Source organism: Mycobacterium hackensackense (assembly GCF_025822555.1).
Classification (GTDB): Bacteria; Actinomycetota; Actinomycetes; order Mycobacteriales; family Mycobacteriaceae; genus Mycobacterium; species Mycobacterium fluoranthenivorans.
Genome location: NZ_JACKUC010000034.1, coordinates 63,499 through 84,511, shown reverse-complemented (window position 1 = coordinate 84,511; position 21,013 = coordinate 63,499). Strand labels below are relative to the sequence as shown.

Here is a 21,013-nt window from a genome sequence, read left to right as displayed (position 1 = left end):
CGGTCGAACCGGCTGGTGAAACTCGCCGGGTAAACCGTTTACAGCAAATGCGCAAAGCGAACTCGAGGGTGGAAAGCCGGAGTTACACTCGCGACACTTGCTGTCGTTTCGCAGAGTCAAGCCAACGCTCGCGCTCAACAGTACGGCCACCGAGCAGTGGGAGAGATGATGCAACTGCGCTATGGCAAACACGTCGGCAGGGTCGGCGCATTGGCCGTGGCGTTGGGCATCGGATCGGCGATCGGGGTGCCGGTGGGCATCGCCTCCGCTACTCCCGACGACTCGACCGTCTCCGCTCCGGCGGATACCGGGGCGACCACCGGATCCGGATCCACCGGGTCCTCGGGTTCGGGTGGCAGCACGCCGGCAGGTGGAGCCGTCACCACCGCACCGACGACGACAGGTGAACCCACCGGTTCGGTCACCGAAGAGGTGGCCCCCGGTGCGGTCGTATCCGGTTCGGGCGGTGCCCACGCCCGTGCCGACGATTCGGTGCCCACTCCCAAGCCCACTCCGAAGCCCAAGGCCAAGAAGAAGCAGACACCCACGCCGCGCCCCTCTGTCGCCGAATCCGCCAAGGTGACAAGCCGGTCCGTCGCGCAGGCGGCTACCGGTGGCTCCGCCGCGGAGAATGAGCCGCCGTCGACCGCCAGAGTCGCCGCCGCCGTGGCGCAACAGGCGGTCACCGAGGCCCCGGCGGCACTCGCGGTGACGCGACCGGTCGTACCGAACCCGATACAGACCTTCGGCACGTTGGTCAGCGGTATCGCTCATCAGGTGGCCTCGTCGTTCCTGGGCGCGCTGCGTGGCGCGCTGGCGGACTCACCGCTGGGGTGGGTGATGCTCGGTGCGGCACGACGTGAAGTAGGGACGACCGAGGACACGACCACCGAAGTCGCCGCACGGGCGATGGCGGCCACCCAAACCGTCGCCGCGGCCAACCAGCCGCCGACCGCGTCGGTCACCTGGGGCCGGCCCGACGCGACCACCGGCACCGTCCTCGGGAAACTGACCACGAGCGACCCCGAGGGGAAGGCGGTCACCGTCGGACTCGGGAACGCGCCGGCCACGGGCACGTTGACCTACAACGCCAAGACGGCCACGCTCACCTACACCCCCACCACGGCCCAGCGGTTCAACGCTTCCGCCACACCCGCCGACGACATCGTGGGGATGACGCTCACCGTGACCGACGGCGTCAACACCGTGGCGGTGCCGGTGAACATCCCGGTGAGTCCGTCGCCGTTCTACACGGCGGCCACCGTCACGAACATCACCGACCCCAGTGCGGTCGTCACCTCGGGCACCCGGGCCTATGTCGCCGATCGCAGCACCGGGAAGATCACCGTCTTCGACACGACCACGAACACCGTCATCACCACGTTCGCGGCGGGAACCGGTCCCGACGGTCTTGCCGTCAAGGCCGACGGCACCCGGTTGTACGTGTCCAGTTCGACCGGTAACACCGTCACCGTCATCGACACCAAGACCAATACGGTGAAGGCCACCGTCGCGGTCACCAATCCCACTGCCCTCACCATCAACCCCGGCAGCAGCACGGTGTACGTGGCCAACGGCGCCACCGGCACGGTGACCAAGATCAGCACGTCCACCAACAAGACCGCCGGTACCGTCGCCCTCGCCGGGGGCCTGACACCCGGTGAACTCGCGGTGAGTGCCGACGGTAAGACGATCTTCGTCGTGAGCGCGAAAGCGACTGGCGGCGGCACCATCTCGTCGTTCTCGTCCACCGGTTCGGCGGCCACGTCGATCGCCGATATCGGCGGCACCCCCGTCGGGCTGGCCGTCGACTCGGTCTACAAGTTGGTCTACGTCGCCGATGCGAGCGGTGGCCTCACCGTCGTCGATCTCGGCGCACACACCACGGGCACACTGGATCTCGGCCAGCCACTGTCCGGTATCGCGCTCACCAAAGACCGCAGCGCCTTGATGGTCACCACCTCGACCGGCCTGGTGGCGGCGCTGCGCACCAGCGACGGCGCGGTCGTCGGCGTCGCCGACAGCGGCGTCGCCGCGACATCGACGCAATCCGGCACGGTGCTCACCCCGGACGGGACGCAGATGTGGGTGACCGATCCCCTCAACGGCACCGTCCGCGTGGTGTCCCTGGTTCCGCAGAACAAGGCGCCCTTCCTCAACGATCCGGTTGCGGCCGTGTCGAATCCGGCCACCGGCGCGCTCGCCGGACGCGTCGGTGTCGTCGACTTCGACGGTGATCCACTGACCTACGCGGTGACCGCCAAGCCCACCAAGGGCACCTTGGTGCTCAACGCCGACGGGACCTACACCTACACGCCCACCGCCGCCGCCCGGCACGCGGCAGCCGTGCCCGGTGCGCCCGATTCGGTGACCAAGGATTCGTTCACCGTGACGGTCTCCGACGGTCGGTACGGCACGATGACCACCATCGTCGCGCTGGCCATCGCCCCCGAGAACAAGATCCCGACCGTCACCACGACCATCGGCAACCCGAACGCATCGACCGGTGTGGTCAAGGGCACGATCGCGACCGCCGACGGCAACAAGGACAAGCTCACCTACACGGTGAGCGGGCAGCCGGCGAAGGGCACCGTCGGCGTCACGACGGCCGGGGCGTTCACCTACACACCCACGGCGACGGCCCGTACCGCGGCGCTGGCGCCCGGCGCCACCCACGACCAGAAGATGGACACCTTCACGGTCACCGTGGACGACGGCCACGGCGGTGTCGTGCCGGTCACGGTGAACGTCAAGATCGGCGCGGCCAACGTCAAACCCGGTGGGGCCAAAGCCGTCATCGCGGAGACGAACCCTCGTTCGGGCCTCGTCACCGGATCGGTCACCGCGACCGACTCCGACGGCGACACGCTCACCTACACCGCGGGCAAGACCACCAAGGGCGCCGTCGTCGTCAACGCCGACGGATCGTTCACCTACACGCCGACGGCCGCTGCCCGGTTGGCGGCCTCGAAAGCCGGAGCCAGTGCGGCGACCAAGACCGAGACCGTCACCTTCACCATCGGTGACGGATTCGGAGGCACCACAACGACATCCGTGAAGGTGTCCATCGCCCCGAACCCGACCACGAACAACGCGCCGACCAACGGCCAAGCGACCGTGGACGACACGTCGAGCGCCATCGGCACCGTGACCGGCACGGTCACCGCCGGCGATCCGGACGGCGACACGCTGACCTACAGCCTGGGCAGCGGTCCGGCATTCGGTGCGGCCACGGTGACGTCCGACGGAAAGTTCACCTACACCCCGGATGTCGACGCCCGGTATCGCGCCCTGGTGACCCCCGGGGACGATACGGACACGTTCACCGTCACGGTCACCGATGCGTTCGGCGCGACCACCACGGCCACGGTCGGGGTCACGATTGCGCCGCCGTCGGCCACCGCCGTTGATCAGCGGCCCACCGAGATCGCCGTCAATGCCCAGCAGATGTACTTCTATTCGCAGACCGACACCGACAAGGCCATGGGGTTGCTCAAGGATGCCGGTATCACCACCATTCGGATCATGTTGCCCTGGGCGGGAATCGAGCCCGCCGACGGTACGTATGACTGGACCGCCGTGGACCGCGTCGTCGACAGCGCCCAGAGCAACGGCATCACGGTGCTCGGTGTGCTGGGTACGACTCCGGACTGGGCTGCGGTTCCCGGTCAAGCGCAGTACCAAGGCCGCCCGGCAGACCTGGACGCATTCGCGGAGTTCGTCACCGAGGTGGCGACCCACTTTCAGGGCCGGGTCTCCGACTACGAGGTCTGGAATGAGCCCAATGCCGGCATCTTCTGGGCGCCGGCTCCCGACGCCGCGCAGTACACCGCGCTGTTGAAGGTGGCCTACACCGCCATCAAGGGTGCCGACCCGGATGCCGTCGTGATCGCGGCGTCGGTCGGCGCCGGGCCGGAGGACCCGGGAGTGGCGATCAACCCGGTGACGTTCCTGGCCCAGATGTACGCGGCCGGTGCGGGCGGATACTTCGACGCGGTGTCGTTCCACCCCTATCAGTACGCGCTGTTGTTCTCGGTGGGGGAGGGCCATGCCGGCACGCCGATCACTCAGGCCGAGCAGATGTACGCGGTCATGGTGGCCAACGGTGACGGGAACAAGAAGATCTGGGCCACCGAGTACGGCGAGCCGACCTCGGATGTCTCCGAGACCGCGCAGGCCGCCTACATCGGTGACTTCCTGCGCACCTGGCGCACCCTGGAGTTCGCCGGGCCGGCGTTCCTGCACACCTTCGCGGACTACCCCGACCCCGACCCGACCCAGGCCTCGTTCGGCTTGTTCCGGCAGGACTGGACGCCCAAACCGGCGGTCGCCACCGTCGAGCAGGTGATCGCGGAGAACCAGGCGATCGAGGCCGCCGCCGCGGCGAGCGTCCTGTAGCGCATCGCTGCTGAGGTCGTCGCGGGAACGGGAGCGCCGTATCAGGGCGTAGTCTTGCGGGGAAGCCCCGTTACGTGAAATGAGGATTGTTGGCTATGTCGAATCGCGTGATGAAGGGCAGCCGCCTCGGCGGAGTCAGCTACGAGACCGACCGTGACCACAACCTGGCACCGCGCCAGGTGGCGCGTTACCGCACCGACAACGGCGAAGAATTCGATGTGCCGTTCGCCGACGACGCCGACCTTCCGGGTACCTGGGCATGCCGCAACGGGCAGGAGGGCATCCTCATCAACGGTGAGGCCGCCGAGCAGAAGCCGGTGAAGGCCGTGCGCACCCACTGGGACATGCTGCTGGAGCGCCGCTCGGTGGAAGAACTCGAAGACCTGCTCAAAGAACGTCTGGAAGTCATCAAGACCCGTCGCCGCGGCTAGCTCGGCGACCCGCAACGTTGTCCGCGCCACGGCGGTTCGACGTACTGCTTTTGGTGCCGAACAGTCATCGATGATCGCCCTGCGCTAAGACGTGGCGCGGACCCGAGCGGCATCGAGTTCGGCCAGGAGCGCGTCGACTTCGGCGCGTTTCTCGGCGGGCACCATCAGCGAGTAGAAGGTGCCGACTCCGATGGTGAGTTGAAGCAGGTGCTCGCGTTCGCCGCCGAACAGCTTCTTGCGCCGGCTGATCTCCTTGACGTCGGTGCCCGAGTATTTGTCGGCGGGGTTGCGCCCTATCGAGTTGTTGGTTCTCAGCTTCTCCACCCACACGCCGTCGACCACGATGCTCTCGCCGTTGATCCCGTCGATGCGAAACATCAGCAGATCCTAGCCGGGGCCCGCGTCCACCGAGAAAGGTACGGGACCTGGTCATAGTGACATCAGATGCACCACGTGCGCGTCGCCTTCGGCACCGGTCGAGATGTGGCGTGGTAGCCGTGGGCGGTGACGTTCGTGATGGTGTCGCACGGTCACCGCGCGACAGTGCGCAACGTCAGTGCAACCGCGACTACGCTGGGCGATATGGCTGAGTCGATGTCCGAGAAGCGCCGCGCCAACGCGGTCGTGAATTTCCTTGCTGCTCAGCGGTATACACGTGCCGAGGTGTTCGCCGACCCGTGCCCGGTGCCGAGTGCGGCGGGCGCGTACGGCTGGTGGTTCCGGGATATCCCGGGCGGTATCGATGTCTCCGGCTGTGAACAACGCGACGGCTGGACATTGCTCTACGTCGGTATCAGCCCCGGGCCGCCTCGGACAGACGGCAAACCGTACGTCCCGCAGGATCTGCGCAAACGTGTCCGGTACCACTTCGGTGCGGGCAATGCGGGCGCGGACGGCTCCACGCTGCGCAAGTCGCTGGGCGTGCTTCTCGGTGATCAGCTGGGCTTCGCCCTGCGCCGCATCGGGTCGGGCAAGCGGCAGACCTTCGCCGGCGGGGAAGCCGTCCTGACCCAGTGGATGGCCGAGAATGCCGCGGTGTCCTGGGTGCTGCACCCCGAGCCCTGGTATCTCGAACCCAAGCTGATCGATGCCCTGAATCTGCCGCTGAACTTCCAGGAGAACGGGCGGAACGCCTTCGCGCCCGAGCTGAAGCGGCGGCGCCGAGAGGCGGCGGTGAAGGCCGGCAAGATGCGCGTGCTCGCCGAGTGGTCGTAGGCGGCCGCGGGAAGCCCGCGCAAACCTGCCTGAACTGCTAGAACAAGGGTGCCCCCGGCAGGATTCGAACCTGCGGCCTTCTGCTCCGAAGAACTACAGCCCGAAAACGTTATCAACCTGCGTGAATGGGCACAAGGGCCTATGGCGTGTCCCACAAAGAAGACGGCCTAACTTTGAACAGGTTCACAGCAACGCGACAGCCGCCTAGCAACGAACTACCAAGTATGGACATCGCACACTTGGAAAACTGGATCCTGGCCATGCACGGCGAACACCGCTCGTTCACCGTGATCTCAGAACGCGCGCGAATCGTCACGCAGTTCGCCCACGAGACAGGCGTCCAGCCTTGCCAAGCGAAGCCGATGGACATCGTTGCGTGGATGGCTTCACACCGTCTCGACTGGTCCCCGGGCACGGCGTGCACCTATCACGGCTACCTCAAAGCGTGGTTCCACTGGTTGCAATTCACGGACTTGCGCCACGACAACCCCATGATTAAGGTCCGCCGCCCGAAAGAACCGGACCGTGAGCCGCGCCCCGTCTCCGACAACGGTCTGCTGCGTCTGCTCACGGTCCGTATGCATCACCGCACCCGCGTGATGATTCTGCTGATGACACTGGCTGGCATGCGGTGCGCCGAGGTCGCGGGCGTCCGTGGCGAGCACGTAGACGCGTCCGTGCCGTCGATATGGGTCGACGGAAAGAACCGGAAGTCGCGAACGATCCCTCTGCATCCGCTCCTAATCGAAGCTGCCGCCACGATGCCGACACACGGGATCTGGTTTCCCGGGAACTCGATGCGTCCGGGTGAACCGATCTTGCCGAAATCGGTATCGCATGTGGTCAGCTTGGCGATGCGGCGGGCCGACGTGGCGGGCACGCCGCACAAGCTGCGCCATTGGTTTGGCACGACGCTGCTCGATGACGGGACCGACATCCGTACCGTGCAAGATCTGCTTCGACATGCGTCGCTGTCGACCACCCAGGGTTACCTCAAGGTGCCCGACCGGAAGCGACACGCGGCGATCAACCGACTTGATCCGTTCCGCGCCGCTGCCTAACTGCTGCGGAGTCCCTGTGGGTCGCGATAGCCTGTCCGGCTATGAGCGCTCCGACGCCGCCGCCGGGCTGGTATCGCGATCCGTCGGGCGTGCCGCAGCAGCGGTACTGGGACGGCAAGGCATGGGCACCCGCGCCACCACCGCCGGCGCGCGCCAAGACGTCGACCCTCGTCGCGGGAACTGTCGTTGGTGTCGTCGGGGCGTTCTTCGTGATCATGATGATCGGGCTACTCTCGGGCGGCGGTGACGATGACAAGCCGTCAGCGGCGCCGAGCTCGTCGACGCGGAGCGCCTATTCGCGGCCGACGTTCAGTGTCGAGGAAACCACATCCACTGTGATCAGCACGTGCCAGGAATCGGCGAAGAAGAGCCTGCGGGATCCCGACTCAGCGAAGTTCGACGATTGGAAGGCATGGCCGGCGCCGAACTCGACACCGGCGCCAGGCTTCGAATTCGATCCGGCGGCAGGCGACAAGTATTGGTCGGCCGCCGGGACGGTGAACGCGAAGAACGGCTTCGGCGGGTACGCGGGGCCGGAGCCGTATGCGTGCGAAGCGGTGGTCACGGCGGGCGGGCATATCGACGCCCGGGCGCACTCGATCGCCGACGTCCTTTCGCCGCCGCGCTAGTCGGCGGGTGTCACCTGCGCGGCGGCGAGTGATTCGTCGGTCGGATCCGGATCGTGCGGATCCTTCAGCCAGTCGCGGCCGAGGTGGGCCCACGCGCCGGGACCGTCACCGCCGGCCGGCGGTGGGTAGTGCCGGATGGCGCCGCCGCACGTCTTGCAGGTGCCGTTGCGGACCGGCCGCGTCGACGTCGAATCAGGATGACCAGGCATAGCGGGTGCTCCTTACGTGTAGAAGACGGTCACGTCGACTGCGCTCGCGAGCGCCACGGCGCCGCCGCGTGCGGTGGTGGCCGCCACCGAGACAGCGGTGCCGAAGGCGACACCCACGTCGAGCGGCAGACCGATCCGCTGGTTGGCGGGAACTGGAATCGTGAACAGCGGGACATCGGTGCCGAGCACCACGCCCGCGGCGGCTTTGTTGAAGAAACCCACGTAGGCGATAGCGGCGTTCGGGTTGTGCAGCTCATAGGCGTAGATCTGGCCAGGGCCCGCTTTGATCGCCGCGGCGGCGTTCGTCACGGCCGCACTGAACGCCGAGTTGCCACCGCTGCCGCGCGGCGCCAACTGCGCCGTCGCATTCAAGTTCGCCGGTGTCGGCTGCCCAACCTGCACGATCGGCCACACATACGGCGCTGGGCTCAGTGTGGCGATCGCCGATATCGAGCCGCCAGCCCCGGTGAACGCGGTCGAGATGCGCACCCGGAAGTAGCGGTAGGGGATCGCGCCCTGCAAGAACCGTGTGGTGCCCGCCGCGATGGTGACGCCGGCCGCGGTGGCGTTACCGGTGGCCGCCGCGCCGTCCACGTAGGGCAGGACAACCCAGTTCGTGACGCCGTCGTTGGATCCTTCGAACACGATCGCACCCGCGGTAATCCCGGCGGTGCCTGTCACCTGGACGTAGAACGATCGGTAGGTCGGAAGCCCTGCGCCGGCCATGGTGTCGATCGCGGCGCCGCCGGCAACGAGGATGTTGTTCGATGCGGTGAGCCCGGCAGGGCCCGTGTACTGCACGTCCTGGACCTGCTCGGCGGCCAGCGCGACGGGAAGCGAATACTGCTGCGACTGCTGGCCGAGGCCGGTCGGTGTGCGGCGCCATGACATTCTCTATGCTCCGTTCGCCGTGAGGGTGTACAGGAACCGCGGGTTGGTGCCGCCGGTGAAGAACGAACCTTGGTTGTTCACTCGCATGCCCTGTGGGAAGAACTTCATCGTGCGGCGCACGACGATCGGGTTGGCGAACATCCCTGTCACGGGGTTGTAGCCGGTTGTGTTCTGGTCGGCGATGATGCCGTCCCCGACGCCGGTGATCGGGTCGACGACGACAGACGATTCGCGTCCGGGCCCGAACAGTGGCATCCCTTCGACGATGTGCGTGGCGACTTCGTCTTCGGTCATGTTGTGCCACGCGGACGACTGGTGTCGGTATGTCTGTCCGGAGTGCGGCCGCTTGTATTCGAAGCGGGCCTTGAGGGCGAACGCGGCGGGCAGTGCGTTCGCCGGCGCGCCCGGCAGCCCGCCGTCGGTGATTCCACGGATGGCGAGCTGCCACACGACGTAGTTGTCGTAGTTCGATCGCCAGTCGAATCGGTTGGGCGGCTGGATGAGTGGTACGGATCCGCCGATCCGGAGCCCGCCATTCCAGTCCTGGGCGATGAACACGTGTGTGCGTGCGTTACCCATGCTGTGCCCGCCTTTCTCAGTAGGCCTTCGATGCGGACACGACGATGTTGTCGGCCATCAGTTGGCACCCGTCGGCGATGGCGATGTTGCGGCCGATGCCGAGCCCGATATTGAAACCCCCAGCGAAGTCGTCGATATCGATACCGGTGCCACCTTGGATGGGCTCGGTCGACTTGCCTGCCCCCAACGTCGATAGGTCGAAGACGTGCTCGCCGACCTGTAATTCCTTGTATCCGCCCAAGCCGGCGTTGGCCTTCAAATCGACTGTGAGGCGGACGTACTGGAAGTTCTGCTTGTTCTCGTTGTCGCCGACATGCATATGGGCCGACCCCGGAATTCGGATCATCCGCTGCTCCGGCGTTGCGCCGGTATCGCCGCGGATGAGCCAAGGACCATGCTCGTTGACCAGCGTGACGCCCTGGTAAGTACCCGACAGCACGCGGGAGCACCGCAGAAAGTAGAAGGAACGAGAGCTGTTGTCCTGCTTCTGGGTATCGATGTACATCAGGAACGATTCCCACGCCCCGTTGTAGTTTCCGATCCCCACAGCGAGAAACGCGGAATAGCTCACGTACCGGAAGTCGTCCGAGTGGCGAGCAAGCCGCTTGAACGCCGACACGAAACTCGAAACATCGTCGGCTGGCGGCGCCGCATGCTCGCCGGTAGAGAGCATCAGGCAGTGCGACCCGGTATGGCAGATCTCACTCGTTCGGCCGATCGCCAGTTGCGGCGCGTAGCCTCCCCAGTGGTCGATCCAACCGTCCATACCTTGGTCGAAATTCGACTGGTAAAGCACCGCGCCGCCGGAGCGAACCGATGCACGAAGGTCGAGCGCGCGAGCCTGTCCGGCTGAAGTGGCGACATCCCTTGCGATCCCCATCGTTTATGCCTCCTCAATCAGGATGTCGTCGATCTCGCCGTTCTCGTCCAATACGATTCGAGCTCGCTTCGTCGTTACCGGGTTGCCCGCGGAGTCGACCACAACCCCGAATAGAGCGCCGGTGAGCTCGCGGATCTCTTCGGCCGTGTCGGCGCGCACCACATCCTTGCCCGTGGTGCCGGCGTCGAGCAGAAAGTCCGTGTTCGTCGATTGGATGACGAGTTCGGTGCGCTCTGGCCGCGGCGGTAAGTCGAGCCGCTCGACGGTCGTCAGGTGGACGCGCGTGGCGGTGGTGGGCGCAGGAAAGACGAAGTCGTCGAACTGGTATGTGCCGCCGTTGATTTTCATCGGCCCGAACTTGACTTCGTATACCAGGTGCACGCCGTCGTGGAGTTCCAATGCGGCCGTCTCGGCGGTCAGCGGGACACCGACCGAATCTCTCTGCTCGTTGTACTCGTCGGCCGTCGGGGTGTCCTCACCGGTCGCCGGTGCGGCGCCCCGGACCGCCTTCAGCACACCCGACTCGAGGCGGGCGGGCACCGGCAGCAGCAGCAGTGTCAGCTTGGGGTTCTGCTCAATGATCGGGATTTCTTGGGAGTCCTGCCCGATGAGCTTCGGTGTGAACTGGACATCGCACCACGGTTTGAACGCGTCCGGGTTGAAGCCTGGATCGTAGGTGTCGCCGATGATTCCGCGCGCCTGCCAGTCGACGAAGAACGTGGTCAGAAAGGCCAGGTCAGCCATCCGAAGACTCCTCCTTCTCGCGGCGCCGCTTCCGGTCGCGCTGCTGCTCGCGGATCAGTTGCACCACCATCGACGCGTACGTCCAGGCGCCCGCCGTGTAGAGGATGAAGCGGATCGGCTGGCGGAAGGGGTAATCGGAGTCCCACCAGGCCGAGAGAACGATCTGCCACAGCACCAAGGACAGGAACGCGCACTTGATCAGGAACACCTTGCCGACGCGGCTGGATCGCCAATTCGAGCGAAACCCGTACAACAGAGCGAAGATCGTGACCAACGCGGCCAGATAGAGCAGGGACACGTTCGCGTCCAGCTCGTAGTCGACCGTCAACCAGATGTCGGCAACGAACGTGCCGACGATTGCGGCGATCCCGGCCACGTACAGCCAGCGCATCTAGGTACCCCTCTGCATCGCTTGGGTCAACAAGTCGGTGAAGCCGTTCTTCTCGATCTCCTGGCGCATCCGATTCGTCACGCGCCGAGACTGATTCACCAGCTCGTCGACACCACGCTTACGCTCTTGCGCCTCGGCGAGTTGCTGTTCCGCTTCGGCGACACGGCGCCGCCACGGCCACATCACGTGCCACCCTTCGTCACTGCGGACTCTCGAATGGTGGTGAGAAGCTGCATCGCGAGCATTTCGCCACCAGTCTTCTTCGCCATCTCCAGAGACAGGACACGGACCGATTCGGCGTCGATCTCGGCCTTCTTCACAACGGCATCGTGTTGCTTGCCGGTGACGAGCCTGCCGGTCGCCAGCGCCCAAACGAACGCCGCGGCCACGAGGACAGCAAGGCCCGGACCTGTGATCTGAGACCAGAACGCGGCATTCCAGACCGTCACTTCGCCGGGCTCTCAGGGACGGTCGGCTTCGGGGCACGCCGCCGCCGAGGGGTCGCACGCTTCTTGTTGGCCGGACCCTGCCACACGAGCCAGGTGCCGAGTGCAGTGGTCAGCAGGAACCGCGCCCACTGGCCGCCATCGACCGGCCACGGCACGCCGACCGTCGTCAACTGCACGGCGACGTTGGTGGTAAACAGCGCGAGGAACGCGAGGATCGATTTCCACGATTCAGTGAGCGCGGACATGCTGCCTTCTCTCTATTGCAGTCGGAGCGCGACGTCGAACTGAAAGCCCTGATTCCAGATCGCCCACGAGCCAGGGAATAGTAGAAGCGTTGCGTTGGGCACCATCTCGCGGATCAGCGCGGCCGCTTTGTCGACGCCCGTCATGCCGTCCCACAGCGCGTGGCCTGGGTCGCCGTACATGCCGTGTGCACCGGTGGCCGCGAACTTGAGCGCATCGACGATCAGCTCGACGAGCTGCGGCAGCAGCAACAGCAGTTGCAGCGGACCGGCCGCGGCACCACTGAACTTCGCCAGCCCGGACAGCACACCGGCGATCGGATCGTCGGACGGCGCCTGGCCCATGAGCTGCTGCATCGCCATGGTCGGGAACTTCGTGAACAGCCATGTCGCGAACTCGATGGTGAGCTCAGCACGGGCGATGATCTCGAATAGGAAGAACAGCAGGCCGCGCGCCTGCGGGTACATGTCGCCTTCGATCGCGAACGAGTACAGGCGATCCCGACACCAATCGGGCTGCGGCATCGACGAGATCCCGCGGCCCGGCCGGTCGCCGAGCAGCGATCCGCCTTCGGGCATCGACGGATCACCGAACGTGATGACCATCTTCACGTCGTCACGCCACTCCGGCGGCACCTTCGTGAGGTACTGCTGCACCGACGTGCCGCCCATCGAGTAGCCGATCGGGATGATCGGCGCGGGACCGTTGGCGCGCAAGATGGTGTGCAGCCGGTTGCCTTCCGCGCCGAACGCGGCGACGTCCTTCAGAAACGAGGGTGCATCCGGTGGCATCAGGTACGCGCGGCTGTCCGCGTTGCCGACGCCTTGGATCGGGAAGCGCTTCGGTGCTGGCCCGTGCTCGATCAGGCCGAGCGTGTCCTGCGTGCGGTAGTCGAGCACGCCGTCGATCCGCATCGGTGTCTTCCCGGCTTTCACCAGCTCGACGTTCTTCTTCACCTGGTACGTGGCGAGCGCCGCCTGAAATGCGGGATCGGCGACGGGGGTGTCGTCGAGACCGGCCGCGTAAGAGAACTTCCGTCGGAGCTCACGTTTCGCTGCGCGCACAGGCTCGCCGGAGTCGCCCGGCCCGTAGCCGATCCACTTGCCGCTCGGGCCGTTCATCAGCCCGCCGCCGCGGTCTTGAACACCGCTTGGAACTTCGGCTTGAACGCGACGAGCGCCTTGCACATGTCCTGGCCGAACTCAGCGACGAACGGGTTTGACGCGGCGTACGAGTCCGGCGCGACACCGTCTTTCGCGACGCGCTCGACGTGCTCGACGGCGTACGGAACGTCGAGCAGGTAGGCCATTGCGTTGCGGCCGTCCCAGATGTTGCCGTCGATGTTGTAGATGTAGCCGAGCATCGTTTCGATGTCCTTGCCGTCCTCGGCCAGGGCAGCGCGCGACGGGCCGCGCTTCATCACCTCGTCGTAGAGCTCTTGCTGCTGCTTATCGGTGAGTGCCATGAGGAAGCCTCCGGTCGTCGTCGGTTTGCGGTTGATCTGCGCCTGGATGTCGTTGCGCAGGGTTGGCATGTCGATCGCTCCGGGATCCCACTTGCCCTCGGCAGTCGGCGGGTCGCCCTGGTCGTATTCCTTGTGCGACAGGCAGTGCGACGCATCTGCATCGATGCGCCGGCAGAACGCGGCGTTCAGCTTCACGAGCGCGTCATACTGGGCGTCCGGCCAGGATGAGCGGTGCGGCTTACCGGGCGATCCGCCGCCGTCGTTCTGGCATTCGATCCCGATCATCCGCTGATTCGCGACGTGCCGGCCGAGGCCTGGCCAGTACCCGGTCCCGCCGTGCCAGCACGATCCGACAGCGACCAGCTCGACGACACCGTCGCGCCGCAGGTGGATATTCGCCAGCGGCCCAGCGAGATCCGGGCGACCGTAGCGGATCGACGTCCACGTCGAGCCATTCGATCCGGTGTGGTGATTCAGCACACCCCACAGCGAGCCCATGTCGCCGTGCCCGGATGCCAGCCAGCCCGGCGTTTCGACGACAGTGAGACCTTCAGCGCGCAGCACGTCGGCCAGCCAGATCGGGTCACCGGTCCAGGGCCCGTGCTCGTACTCGATGGCATCCGGTGGCGGCGGGACGGTGACCGGGGCGCCGGCCTTCACTTCGTTGTACAGGCGGATCGCGTCGCCCCACCACTGCGCGTACGCCTCGGGGACGCCGGAGCGCTGCACACCCTGCACGACATCGTTCGCGGACTTCGCGGCCGCGATGAAGTGACCGGCGTCGACGCCGTCGTTGGCGTGGAATTCCTTCGGCAACCGCAGCATGAAGTTGCGGATCGCGGTGCGCGGGTTCATCTCGTCGGCGACGGTGCCCCACCACAGTTCACCGTTCGGGCCGCGCTGCTGCTGGCAGATGCCGCATGATCGGCCGTCGTTGGACTCGCTGTCGTGCGGGTAGTTCACGCTCGACGGTTCCCGGGTCGGGTTGGCCGGGCACCAGATTCGCCGCTCGAAGGGCGCATCGTTGTCCTTCACGCCGGCTTCCTGCATGGTGCACATGCCGGCGAGCACCGCGGCCGGTTTCTCTTCGAGCCCGAGTTCGTTCGCGACGTCGATGAAGATGCGCATGTAGTCGGCCCGCGTCAGCAGCGGGTCGTCTTGGAGGAAGCGGGTGAAGCTCACGCGTTGAGCACAGCACGCGACTGTGACTCTGAGCGAACCGATCCGAGGTCAGCCGACGTCGACGACCGGGACGGTCAACGTCCATCCGGCGAGCTGAACTTCTTTCACGCCGCCGCCGCCGGCGTCGATCGTCATGACCCCGTAATCGCCGAGCGGGTGCCCGTCGTAGCGCTTCACCGCGATCGCGCCGAAAGTGGGCGAGTCCTCGCGTAAATCCTGATAGGTCAGCGGCCGTTCTCGTGCCATCAGGTGCCCTCCGTGGTGAGCGTGTATCCGCGCGCCGCAAGGGCTGCCGCGTGATCTGGACAGGTGTCGACGTCGAACTGAGCGAGCGGCGTCATCCCGTTCGCGAGATCACCGTCGGCGTCGAGCACATTCTGATCTTCGTCGGATAGGTAGACGTCGACCGTAGTGGGCAGATGTGATACCGAGATCGGCACCTTCACACCGAACATCTCCAGCGACCCGACCGAATCCATCGCGGGGACCGTGACGAGAAGGAACGTCCCGTCGCTGCACGCGTAGTGATTGGTGATCGGGCAAAACTGAGAAAGGTTCTCCGTCAACAATGTTGCTTCCATCGCCCCTACCTGTAGAAGAGCCAGACGACACCCGCAGCGCCCGCACCGCCGGACTTCTGAGTGGCCGCGTTGCTCGACCCGCTGCCCCCGCCACCGCCGCCTGGATAGCCGCCGGCGCCGCCCTTGCCGCCCTGGTTGAAGGACGTGTTCGCCTTCCCGCCGCCACCGCCGCCACCGCCGCCGCATTTGATCTGGGAGCCGGCCGAGACGTTGCCCCCGTTGCCGCCAGATCCGCCGAATGTGCCGTTGTTGCCCGCGGTGCCCCCAACTCCGAGGGCGGATGCCTCACCCGGGGTCGAGTTCGTGGACCCCACGGCGCCCTGGCCGCCCGAGCCGGGAGTCGATGCCGAAGCCGTCAATCCGAACGGGCCCGCGATGCCTCCCGGTGCGCCCGGTGCCGCGGATTCAGCCAGGACAGTTCCAGTGTGCGGCGTGGTGGTATTCGCGACGCGCACATACGACTTGTTGCCCGGGGCGCCCACCTGAATGTCCAGAGCGGTGACGCCGGTTAAGTCGACGGGCAACGCGATGTACGAGCCGTGCAGACCGGGATCCCCGCTGCCGCCAGCGCCGCCGTCGTGGCCCCCTCCGATCAGAATCGCCGTGAACTCCGTCGGCACGGGGATCGGTACTGCCCAGTTCGTCTCACTCGACGTGATGGTGTGCACGGTGTAGCCGTTGATCACCGCGTCTTTGATCGCCTCGATGGTGTAGGTGAGCTGTGTCGTCGAGCCGTCGCCGTCGGTGCGGCCGAACCACGTGTCGAAGAAGCTCTTGAAGCCGGCCGTCACGTTGCTGAACAGCCCAGGCAGGTTCAGGATCTTCGACGGATCCAGGATCGGGATCTTGAAGATGTTCGCGAATCCGTCGACCAGGTCAACGAAGTGCTCGCCGAGGCTGCCGAGGAAGTCGACGGCGCCGGCGATGACGGTCCCGATGCCGTTGGCCACACCGGCGACGATCTCTTCCGGCGACGGCAACCCGAACAGCTTCCCGATTGAGCTGTACACGGTGCGCCACGGGCCGCCGATCTCCCGCATGTCGGACCCGATCGCCGACATCGGATCCTCATACGACGCGACGCCGGACCGCAGCGGGTTGAAGATCGCGTTCCCAGTGCCCCGCTTCTGCGGGTGCTTGTCAACGGCTCTGGGCATCAGGAAACCGGGATCAGCTCGATCGACAGGTGCGAATCGGTGGTGATGAACTTGTACGAGCCGGATCCGCCCTGCCGCACCAGCATCACGTAGATGTCGATGCCCGCGTCTTTCGAGATCCGGCCGATCGCCGACTCTGGGTTCACCGCCCGGGTGGGGTCAGCATTCGACGACCAGTGATCCCGGATGTGCGCCACCGTCTCACTGTCGAGCGTGGCCGGATCGTAAATCGCCTTGCCGATCAGCTCGCCGGACTCCGGTGCATCCGTGGATCCCTGCGGCAGCATCCGCACTTCGACGCACACCTGCGCCGAGTTGAAGAGTCCGTACCGCTGCCAGCGCAGGTGACCGCCGACCTTCGGATAGAACGCGTAGTCGAGCGGGCCGACGGACGGCGCCGCGATGACGGTGCGCGCCGACGAGTACACCCCGGCCGGACCGAAGCTGCCCTGCGGGATCGTGATGTACTGCATCACCTGCTGCGTCGGGTCGCCCGGGATGAAGCGGCCTTCGCCGCCGTGCGCCGAGGCATCCCAGATGAGCGTCTGCCCGTCCTGCATCTCGCCTTCGAAGTCCAACGACTCTGCGATGCGGGAGTTGTCGCCCTTCGGGCCCACGATGCCCGGGATCAGCAGGTGGAACGTCGGGTTCTCGTCGGTGCCGCCTTCCTGCACGACGATCTCGCCGTACGGGGTGGCACCCGACATCACCACCTGCTCGGCGGTCATCGAGATATTCGGGGTCGGTCCGGGCGGGCCCGGGATCGAGCCGAGCAGCACTTGCCAGTTGTCGCCGTCCCAGATATGCCAGAAACCGGCGATGTACCAGGCGCGGCCGGCGTCGGCCTCGAGCAGCCCGTCCGGCAGATCTGCCGGATTGGTGATCGTCGACTGAAATTCCGGGCGCCAGAACGGCGCCGGGAGACCGCGCGGGCCCTGCGGACCGATCAGCGCGTCGAGCGTGAGGGCCGCTTCGTCGGGCATCAGGGTCAGCGTCCCGGCGATCATCTGCGGATCGCCGGGGTTGCGTGGCATCGCGTAGAACTTGATGTTGACGAATCGCGTACCGAGGTAGATCGGTTCGATCGGGATCGTCATAGCTGGCCTTCCTGTCGGAGCCGCTGCGCTTGTGCGCGCAGTTCTTTCGCTTCGTCGGTTTCTTCAGCGGCGGCGTCGAGATCCGCGGCCGCGCGTTCGGCGCCGAGTTCGAAGGCCTGCCGCGCGACAGGTTCGAACTGCCGCTCGAATGCCGCCCGCGCTTCGGGAGTCATCTGCGCGACCTGGACATCGAATGCGGCCTTGCGCAGCCGCGCTTCCTCTTCGAGGTCGGCGAGTCGCGCTTCCTCGGTGTCGAACCGCTTGATCACCCATTCCTGCGAGTCGGCCAGGCGGCCGGCTTCGTCGGGCAGCACCTTCGCGCGGATCAGCGCGAGCTCGTCGTCCTGCGTGACGCCGGCGAGCACGCCGTGCAGCATCAGGAATTGCAGGGTGGCTTCGTCGATCCCGATGATCGTGCCGTCAGTGATCTTCACGGCGTCGCGGAAGTATTTCGCGAGGTCGTCGGCGCGGGCCCGGATGTCATCCCACTCGGCCGGGGTGAACGCGTCGGAGTATGGCGAATCCGGAATCCCGGGGATCGTCGGACGTGACTTCCGTTTCAGCCGTGCACCTTTGCCCATCAGAACAGATCCCCGCTTCCTGCTAGTAGTGCCGCGAAGTTGGCGACGTTGCCGATCGTGCGGAAACCTCGGGCGATCGGGTTCTCTTCGCGCGAGTCATCGCCGAAGCTGACCTGGATGTCGCCGGCCAGGTCGCGCGTGCCTTCGGCCCGGGCCGCGAGGATCTGATCGACGTAGAGGATTCCGCGGATCTCACCGCCGACCCGGTCGCCCAGCGTGTAGTCCTGGCCGTAGACGTACGGGCCATCGCCGACGTCGAACTTCATCGACGAGTAGGCCTTGACCTCTTCGTCGGCGATCGCGATGCCGGATATCGCGTTCAGGACATACGCGGTTCCGGTGTTCTGCGCGAAGTGTTCACGGAACGCGTACGGTCCGGCTTCCGCTGAACGCAAAGGGTTTACGAACCGCTGGAAGGCCAGGAACACATCGTCGAGCTGGCCTTGATACAGGTTGTCGAGGCCTTCGACGCCGTACGCTTCCTGACCCAACACGACTTGTGCGAGTTGGGATATCGCGTATCTGATCGCGAATGTTATTGCCTGGTTGACCCATTGGGGACTCTTGCCACCAACCACAATGTCGGTGGCCTGAGATTTGTGTATTACCCGGCGTTTTCGCTTGATGTTGCCGTAGCCGACATCGCGGTAGACGATCGGCGGCGGTTTCGGCGCGACCGAGAGCAGCTTCCGGAAGAACGGGTCCGTCTCGCCGTCTTTGTTCGCGTCGAGCGGGATGATCGTCTCAGTGATCAGATCGTCCAAAGTTGCTGCGATCAGGTTCAATCCGCCGTCGATGATCGTGCCCGTCGGGCCGCCGACCCCGGACTTGTCCTCGAAGGACAGGATCACGCATGCCCGGGTCGGCTTCAGCGCGTTCGCGAGCGGCCCGAACATGGTGTACGGCGGCGGGTCGCCGGGCAGCCACGTGTACGCGCGGCAGATGACGCCGGCATCCTTCATCACCGGGCCGAGCACGGTTTGCGCGTCCTTCCAGCGCGAACCGATCGTGCACCAACGCGACTGATCGGTGACCGGGTTGATCGGCATCACCTGCACCGGCCAGTTCAGCGGCGAGATGTTCTCCAGCCAGGTTTCCGGCGCGAACATGTTCCGCGGGATCGGGAACCAACCGTTCAGGGTGTAGAGGCGGAACAGGTTGATGAACACCGAGCTCGCGCACGTGAAAGCCGTTGGGCCGCCCCACAGGTACATCTTCGGGAGCTGGACTTCCATCGGGAAGATGGGGTTCGCGGCCAGGTAGATTCCGCGCATGTGGCGGCGATTCGAGACGCACTTGATCGTGGTAACCGGTGCCTCGCCGGCCGTTTCGTCGTCTTCGAGGGTGACGACCTTCCCGCCCCAGCGGTTCTTCCAATCGTGCGGATCATCGGGGTCCGGGTCGATGGTGATGTGCAGGTCGGCCCCGATCGGTGTTTCCACCATGAGGATGTCGCGGAGCCAGTCCTGGTGACTGCCAGAGAACGTGATCTCGGCCGTGCCGTCGTCGGTGGCGAGCTCTTCCCACATCCACCGGTCGACGTCTTCGATACTGGTGATGAAGTGGAATTCCTTATCCCACAACCGGATGAGCGGCTTCTTCACCTTCCGCGACATGTACGCGTGGCGGCGTTCGAGCAACTGCATGTACACCTGCTCGGTGAGCTCACCGTCGAGCGTCTTCGCCTGTAGCCCGGCGTCGAGAGTGACCGTCATGCGAGCGCCATTTCGAAGCGCTGCGGCACCTGCACGTAGATCTTCCCGCCAGCCTTCGAGTGCTTGATCGGCAACGTCGCGACACTGCGCGGCGGGATCGGCGTCGTGAAACCCTGCCCTTTGAACCGGCGCAGCAAAGGAATCCCGCTATCGCCGTACTCGCCGAGAATCCACGACAGCAGATCGCTATTGCGGATGAACTTCTTCACCAGCGTGTCGACGGGATCCTTCGCGGTGATAGCGAGCCGGTGCGACGGATCGGTGTCGATGATGGCGTGCTCGCCGGGCATCAGCTCCGGGACGTCGATCATGCGGGTATCGGTGCGCTGCCGGGTCAGCGTCCCGAGAATGTCGTCGACGATCGGGATCCCGTAGAGGCGGCCGAGCTGCGGCCAGTCGGACAAGATGTCGGACTCGAGGACCGGCGTGGTGAACGCGTTCGGCCCATCGGGTAGCGATATCTGCCCGGGTGCGCTGATGACGAAGATCGGCCAAGCCGGCTCGGTGCCGCGGTTGACCGCGCGCAGCACACCGTTGTTCAGCTTCTTATTCGTGCCCGGTGGCCGGATGAACGGCGCCGGCCGCACGTCGGGCCGCCGCCAGCACGGGTCGCCGTCGACAGCGAGCACGATGTCGTGAATCGAGAACCGCTGCCGCACCGGGTCATCGGCGAGCGTGCACTTCGCCGACAACAGTTGCATCGGAATGTAGAGCTCACCGAAGCGCCGCGTCGTCACAGTGAAGAAGCCGGTCGAGTCCTTCTTGCATCCGCGCCACCACCGCCCACCGGTGTCGAGCCAGCCCAGCGACGTGTCCGACATCAGGCCCAGCGGGAACGAGATCTCTTTTCGGCCGCGGATAGCGCGCTGGAAGCGGGGTGGGCCGTACGCGGGTTTCGTCCAGATCGTGTCGAACGGGATGTGAACGAGCCCTTCGATATCGCCGGCGATGAACGCACCTTCGACACCACCGTCGAGCCCGGCCAGCGGCCACACCGTGCCGTCTGATCCGATCCACTTCAGCGTGACCGCTTCGTCTCGGATCTCCGGCGGAAGCGAGCGCCACGGGTGATCGTCGGTGTGCGGGAATCCCGGCAGTTGAATCGTCGTCATCGA

Annotated in this window: 24 protein-coding genes; 5 read left to right on the top strand and 19 right to left on the bottom strand. The window is 65.7% G+C overall.

Annotation, left to right across the window (positions count from 1 at the left end):
* The first annotated feature begins 168 nt into the window (after nt 1-168).
* Nucleotides 169-4,398 carry a cadherin-like domain-containing protein gene (locus tag H7J86_RS26555; protein WP_267294652.1) on the top strand — a complete coding sequence of 1,410 codons (4,230 nt, stop codon included), beginning with the start codon at nt 169-171 and terminating at the stop codon, nt 4,396-4,398.
* A gap of 95 nt (nt 4,399-4,493) precedes the next feature.
* Nucleotides 4,494-4,829: an RNA polymerase-binding protein RbpA gene (locus tag H7J86_RS26550; RefSeq protein ID WP_090363941.1), complete on the top strand. Its 336-nt coding sequence runs from the start codon at nt 4,494-4,496 to the stop codon at nt 4,827-4,829.
* A gap of 84 nt (nt 4,830-4,913) precedes the next feature.
* On the opposite strand, the gene H7J86_RS26545 is transcribed toward H7J86_RS26550, so the two are convergent.
* Nucleotides 4,914-5,207 (bottom strand): hypothetical protein, encoded by a 294-nt coding sequence (locus H7J86_RS26545; RefSeq protein WP_090363939.1) that lies wholly within the window; start codon nt 5,205-5,207, stop codon nt 4,914-4,916.
* Nucleotides 5,208-5,411: 204 nt separating this feature from the next.
* Here H7J86_RS26545 and H7J86_RS26540 point away from each other — a divergent pair, with 204 nt between their 5' ends.
* From H7J86_RS26540 to H7J86_RS26530, 3 genes are all read left to right on the top strand, one after another.
* Nucleotides 5,412-6,044 (top strand): GIY-YIG nuclease family protein, encoded by a 633-nt coding sequence (locus H7J86_RS26540; protein WP_267294650.1) that lies wholly within the window; start codon nt 5,412-5,414, stop codon nt 6,042-6,044.
* 224 nt (nt 6,045-6,268) lie between these two features.
* Nucleotides 6,269-7,105 carry a tyrosine-type recombinase/integrase gene (locus H7J86_RS33280; RefSeq protein WP_276065814.1) on the top strand — a complete coding sequence of 279 codons (837 nt, stop codon included), beginning with the start codon at nt 6,269-6,271 and terminating at the stop codon, nt 7,103-7,105.
* Between the two features lie 41 nt (nt 7,106-7,146).
* Nucleotides 7,147-7,734, top strand: a complete 588-nt coding sequence (locus H7J86_RS26530) for a DUF2510 domain-containing protein (RefSeq protein WP_267294648.1) — start codon at nt 7,147-7,149, stop codon at nt 7,732-7,734.
* Here the strand turns inward: H7J86_RS26530 and H7J86_RS26525 are convergent.
* From H7J86_RS26525 to H7J86_RS26440, 18 genes are read right to left on the bottom strand one after another with little or no spacing between them, the layout of a single operon-like run.
* Nucleotides 7,731-7,943, bottom strand: a complete 213-nt coding sequence (locus H7J86_RS26525; RefSeq protein ID WP_267294646.1) for a hypothetical protein — start codon at nt 7,941-7,943, stop codon at nt 7,731-7,733. The two genes, H7J86_RS26530 and H7J86_RS26525, sit on opposite strands and share 4 nt — an antisense overlap.
* A 12-nt stretch (nt 7,944-7,955) precedes the next feature.
* Nucleotides 7,956-8,834, bottom strand: coding sequence for a hypothetical protein (locus H7J86_RS26520; RefSeq protein ID WP_267294644.1), 879 nt, complete (start codon nt 8,832-8,834; stop codon nt 7,956-7,958).
* Between the two features lie 3 nt (nt 8,835-8,837).
* Nucleotides 8,838-9,413: a hypothetical protein gene (locus H7J86_RS26515; protein ID WP_267294642.1), complete on the bottom strand. Its 576-nt coding sequence runs from the start codon at nt 9,411-9,413 to the stop codon at nt 8,838-8,840.
* A 16-nt stretch (nt 9,414-9,429) separates the two neighbouring features.
* Entirely contained in the window at nt 9,430-10,293 is an 864-nt protein-coding gene (locus H7J86_RS26510) for a hypothetical protein (RefSeq protein ID WP_267294640.1), read from the bottom strand.
* Nucleotides 10,294-10,296: 3 nt separating this feature from the next.
* Nucleotides 10,297-11,037 (bottom strand): hypothetical protein, encoded by a 741-nt coding sequence (locus H7J86_RS26505; RefSeq protein WP_267294638.1) that lies wholly within the window; start codon nt 11,035-11,037, stop codon nt 10,297-10,299.
* Nucleotides 11,030-11,428 carry a putative phage holin gene (locus H7J86_RS26500; RefSeq protein ID WP_267294636.1) on the bottom strand — a complete coding sequence of 133 codons (399 nt, stop codon included), beginning with the start codon at nt 11,426-11,428 and terminating at the stop codon, nt 11,030-11,032. The genes H7J86_RS26505 and H7J86_RS26500 overlap by 8 nt, the downstream gene beginning before the upstream one ends.
* Nucleotides 11,429-11,611, bottom strand: a complete 183-nt coding sequence (locus H7J86_RS26495) for a DUF7620 family protein (RefSeq protein WP_267294634.1) — start codon at nt 11,609-11,611, stop codon at nt 11,429-11,431. It abuts the gene before it with no gap.
* The gene (locus H7J86_RS26490; protein WP_267294632.1) at nt 11,611-11,877 is read right to left on the bottom strand and encodes a hypothetical protein; all 267 of its coding nucleotides are present in this window, start codon (nt 11,875-11,877) and stop codon (nt 11,611-11,613) included. Before H7J86_RS26490 ends, H7J86_RS26495 begins: the two co-directional genes overlap by 1 nt.
* Nucleotides 11,874-12,122 (bottom strand): hypothetical protein, encoded by a 249-nt coding sequence (locus H7J86_RS26485; RefSeq protein ID WP_267294631.1) that lies wholly within the window; start codon nt 12,120-12,122, stop codon nt 11,874-11,876. Before H7J86_RS26485 ends, H7J86_RS26490 begins: the two co-directional genes overlap by 4 nt.
* A 12-nt stretch (nt 12,123-12,134) precedes the next feature.
* A complete protein-coding gene (locus H7J86_RS26480; protein WP_267294629.1) occupies nt 12,135-13,241 on the bottom strand; it encodes a cutinase in 1,107 nt (368 codons plus the stop codon).
* On the bottom strand, nt 13,241-14,767 hold the full coding sequence (locus tag H7J86_RS33450) for a peptidoglycan recognition protein family protein (RefSeq protein ID WP_267294627.1): 1,527 nt from the start codon (nt 14,765-14,767) through the stop codon (nt 13,241-13,243). Before H7J86_RS33450 ends, H7J86_RS26480 begins: the two co-directional genes overlap by 1 nt.
* A 48-nt stretch (nt 14,768-14,815) precedes the next feature.
* The gene (locus tag H7J86_RS26470; protein WP_267294625.1) at nt 14,816-15,013 is read right to left on the bottom strand and encodes a hypothetical protein; all 198 of its coding nucleotides are present in this window, start codon (nt 15,011-15,013) and stop codon (nt 14,816-14,818) included.
* Nucleotides 15,013-15,348: a DUF7572 family protein gene (locus H7J86_RS26465; protein WP_267294623.1), complete on the bottom strand. Its 336-nt coding sequence runs from the start codon at nt 15,346-15,348 to the stop codon at nt 15,013-15,015. The genes H7J86_RS26470 and H7J86_RS26465 overlap by 1 nt, the downstream gene beginning before the upstream one ends.
* A 5-nt stretch (nt 15,349-15,353) precedes the next feature.
* A complete protein-coding gene (locus H7J86_RS26460) occupies nt 15,354-16,505 on the bottom strand; it encodes a glycine-rich domain-containing protein (RefSeq protein ID WP_267294621.1) in 1,152 nt (383 codons plus the stop codon).
* Nucleotides 16,505-17,602 (bottom strand): hypothetical protein, encoded by a 1,098-nt coding sequence (locus H7J86_RS26455; protein WP_267294619.1) that lies wholly within the window; start codon nt 17,600-17,602, stop codon nt 16,505-16,507. Before H7J86_RS26455 ends, H7J86_RS26460 begins: the two co-directional genes overlap by 1 nt.
* The gene (locus tag H7J86_RS26450) at nt 17,599-18,183 is read right to left on the bottom strand and encodes a phage gene 29 protein family protein (protein ID WP_443677665.1); all 585 of its coding nucleotides are present in this window, start codon (nt 18,181-18,183) and stop codon (nt 17,599-17,601) included. The genes H7J86_RS26455 and H7J86_RS26450 overlap by 4 nt, the downstream gene beginning before the upstream one ends.
* Nucleotides 18,183-19,898 (bottom strand): Gp37-like protein, encoded by a 1,716-nt coding sequence (locus tag H7J86_RS26445; protein ID WP_267294615.1) that lies wholly within the window; start codon nt 19,896-19,898, stop codon nt 18,183-18,185. Before H7J86_RS26445 ends, H7J86_RS26450 begins: the two co-directional genes overlap by 1 nt.
* Nucleotides 19,895-21,010: a hypothetical protein gene (locus H7J86_RS26440; RefSeq protein WP_267294613.1), complete on the bottom strand. Its 1,116-nt coding sequence runs from the start codon at nt 21,008-21,010 to the stop codon at nt 19,895-19,897. Before H7J86_RS26440 ends, H7J86_RS26445 begins: the two co-directional genes overlap by 4 nt.
* Between the last annotated feature and the right edge of the window lie 3 nt (nt 21,011-21,013).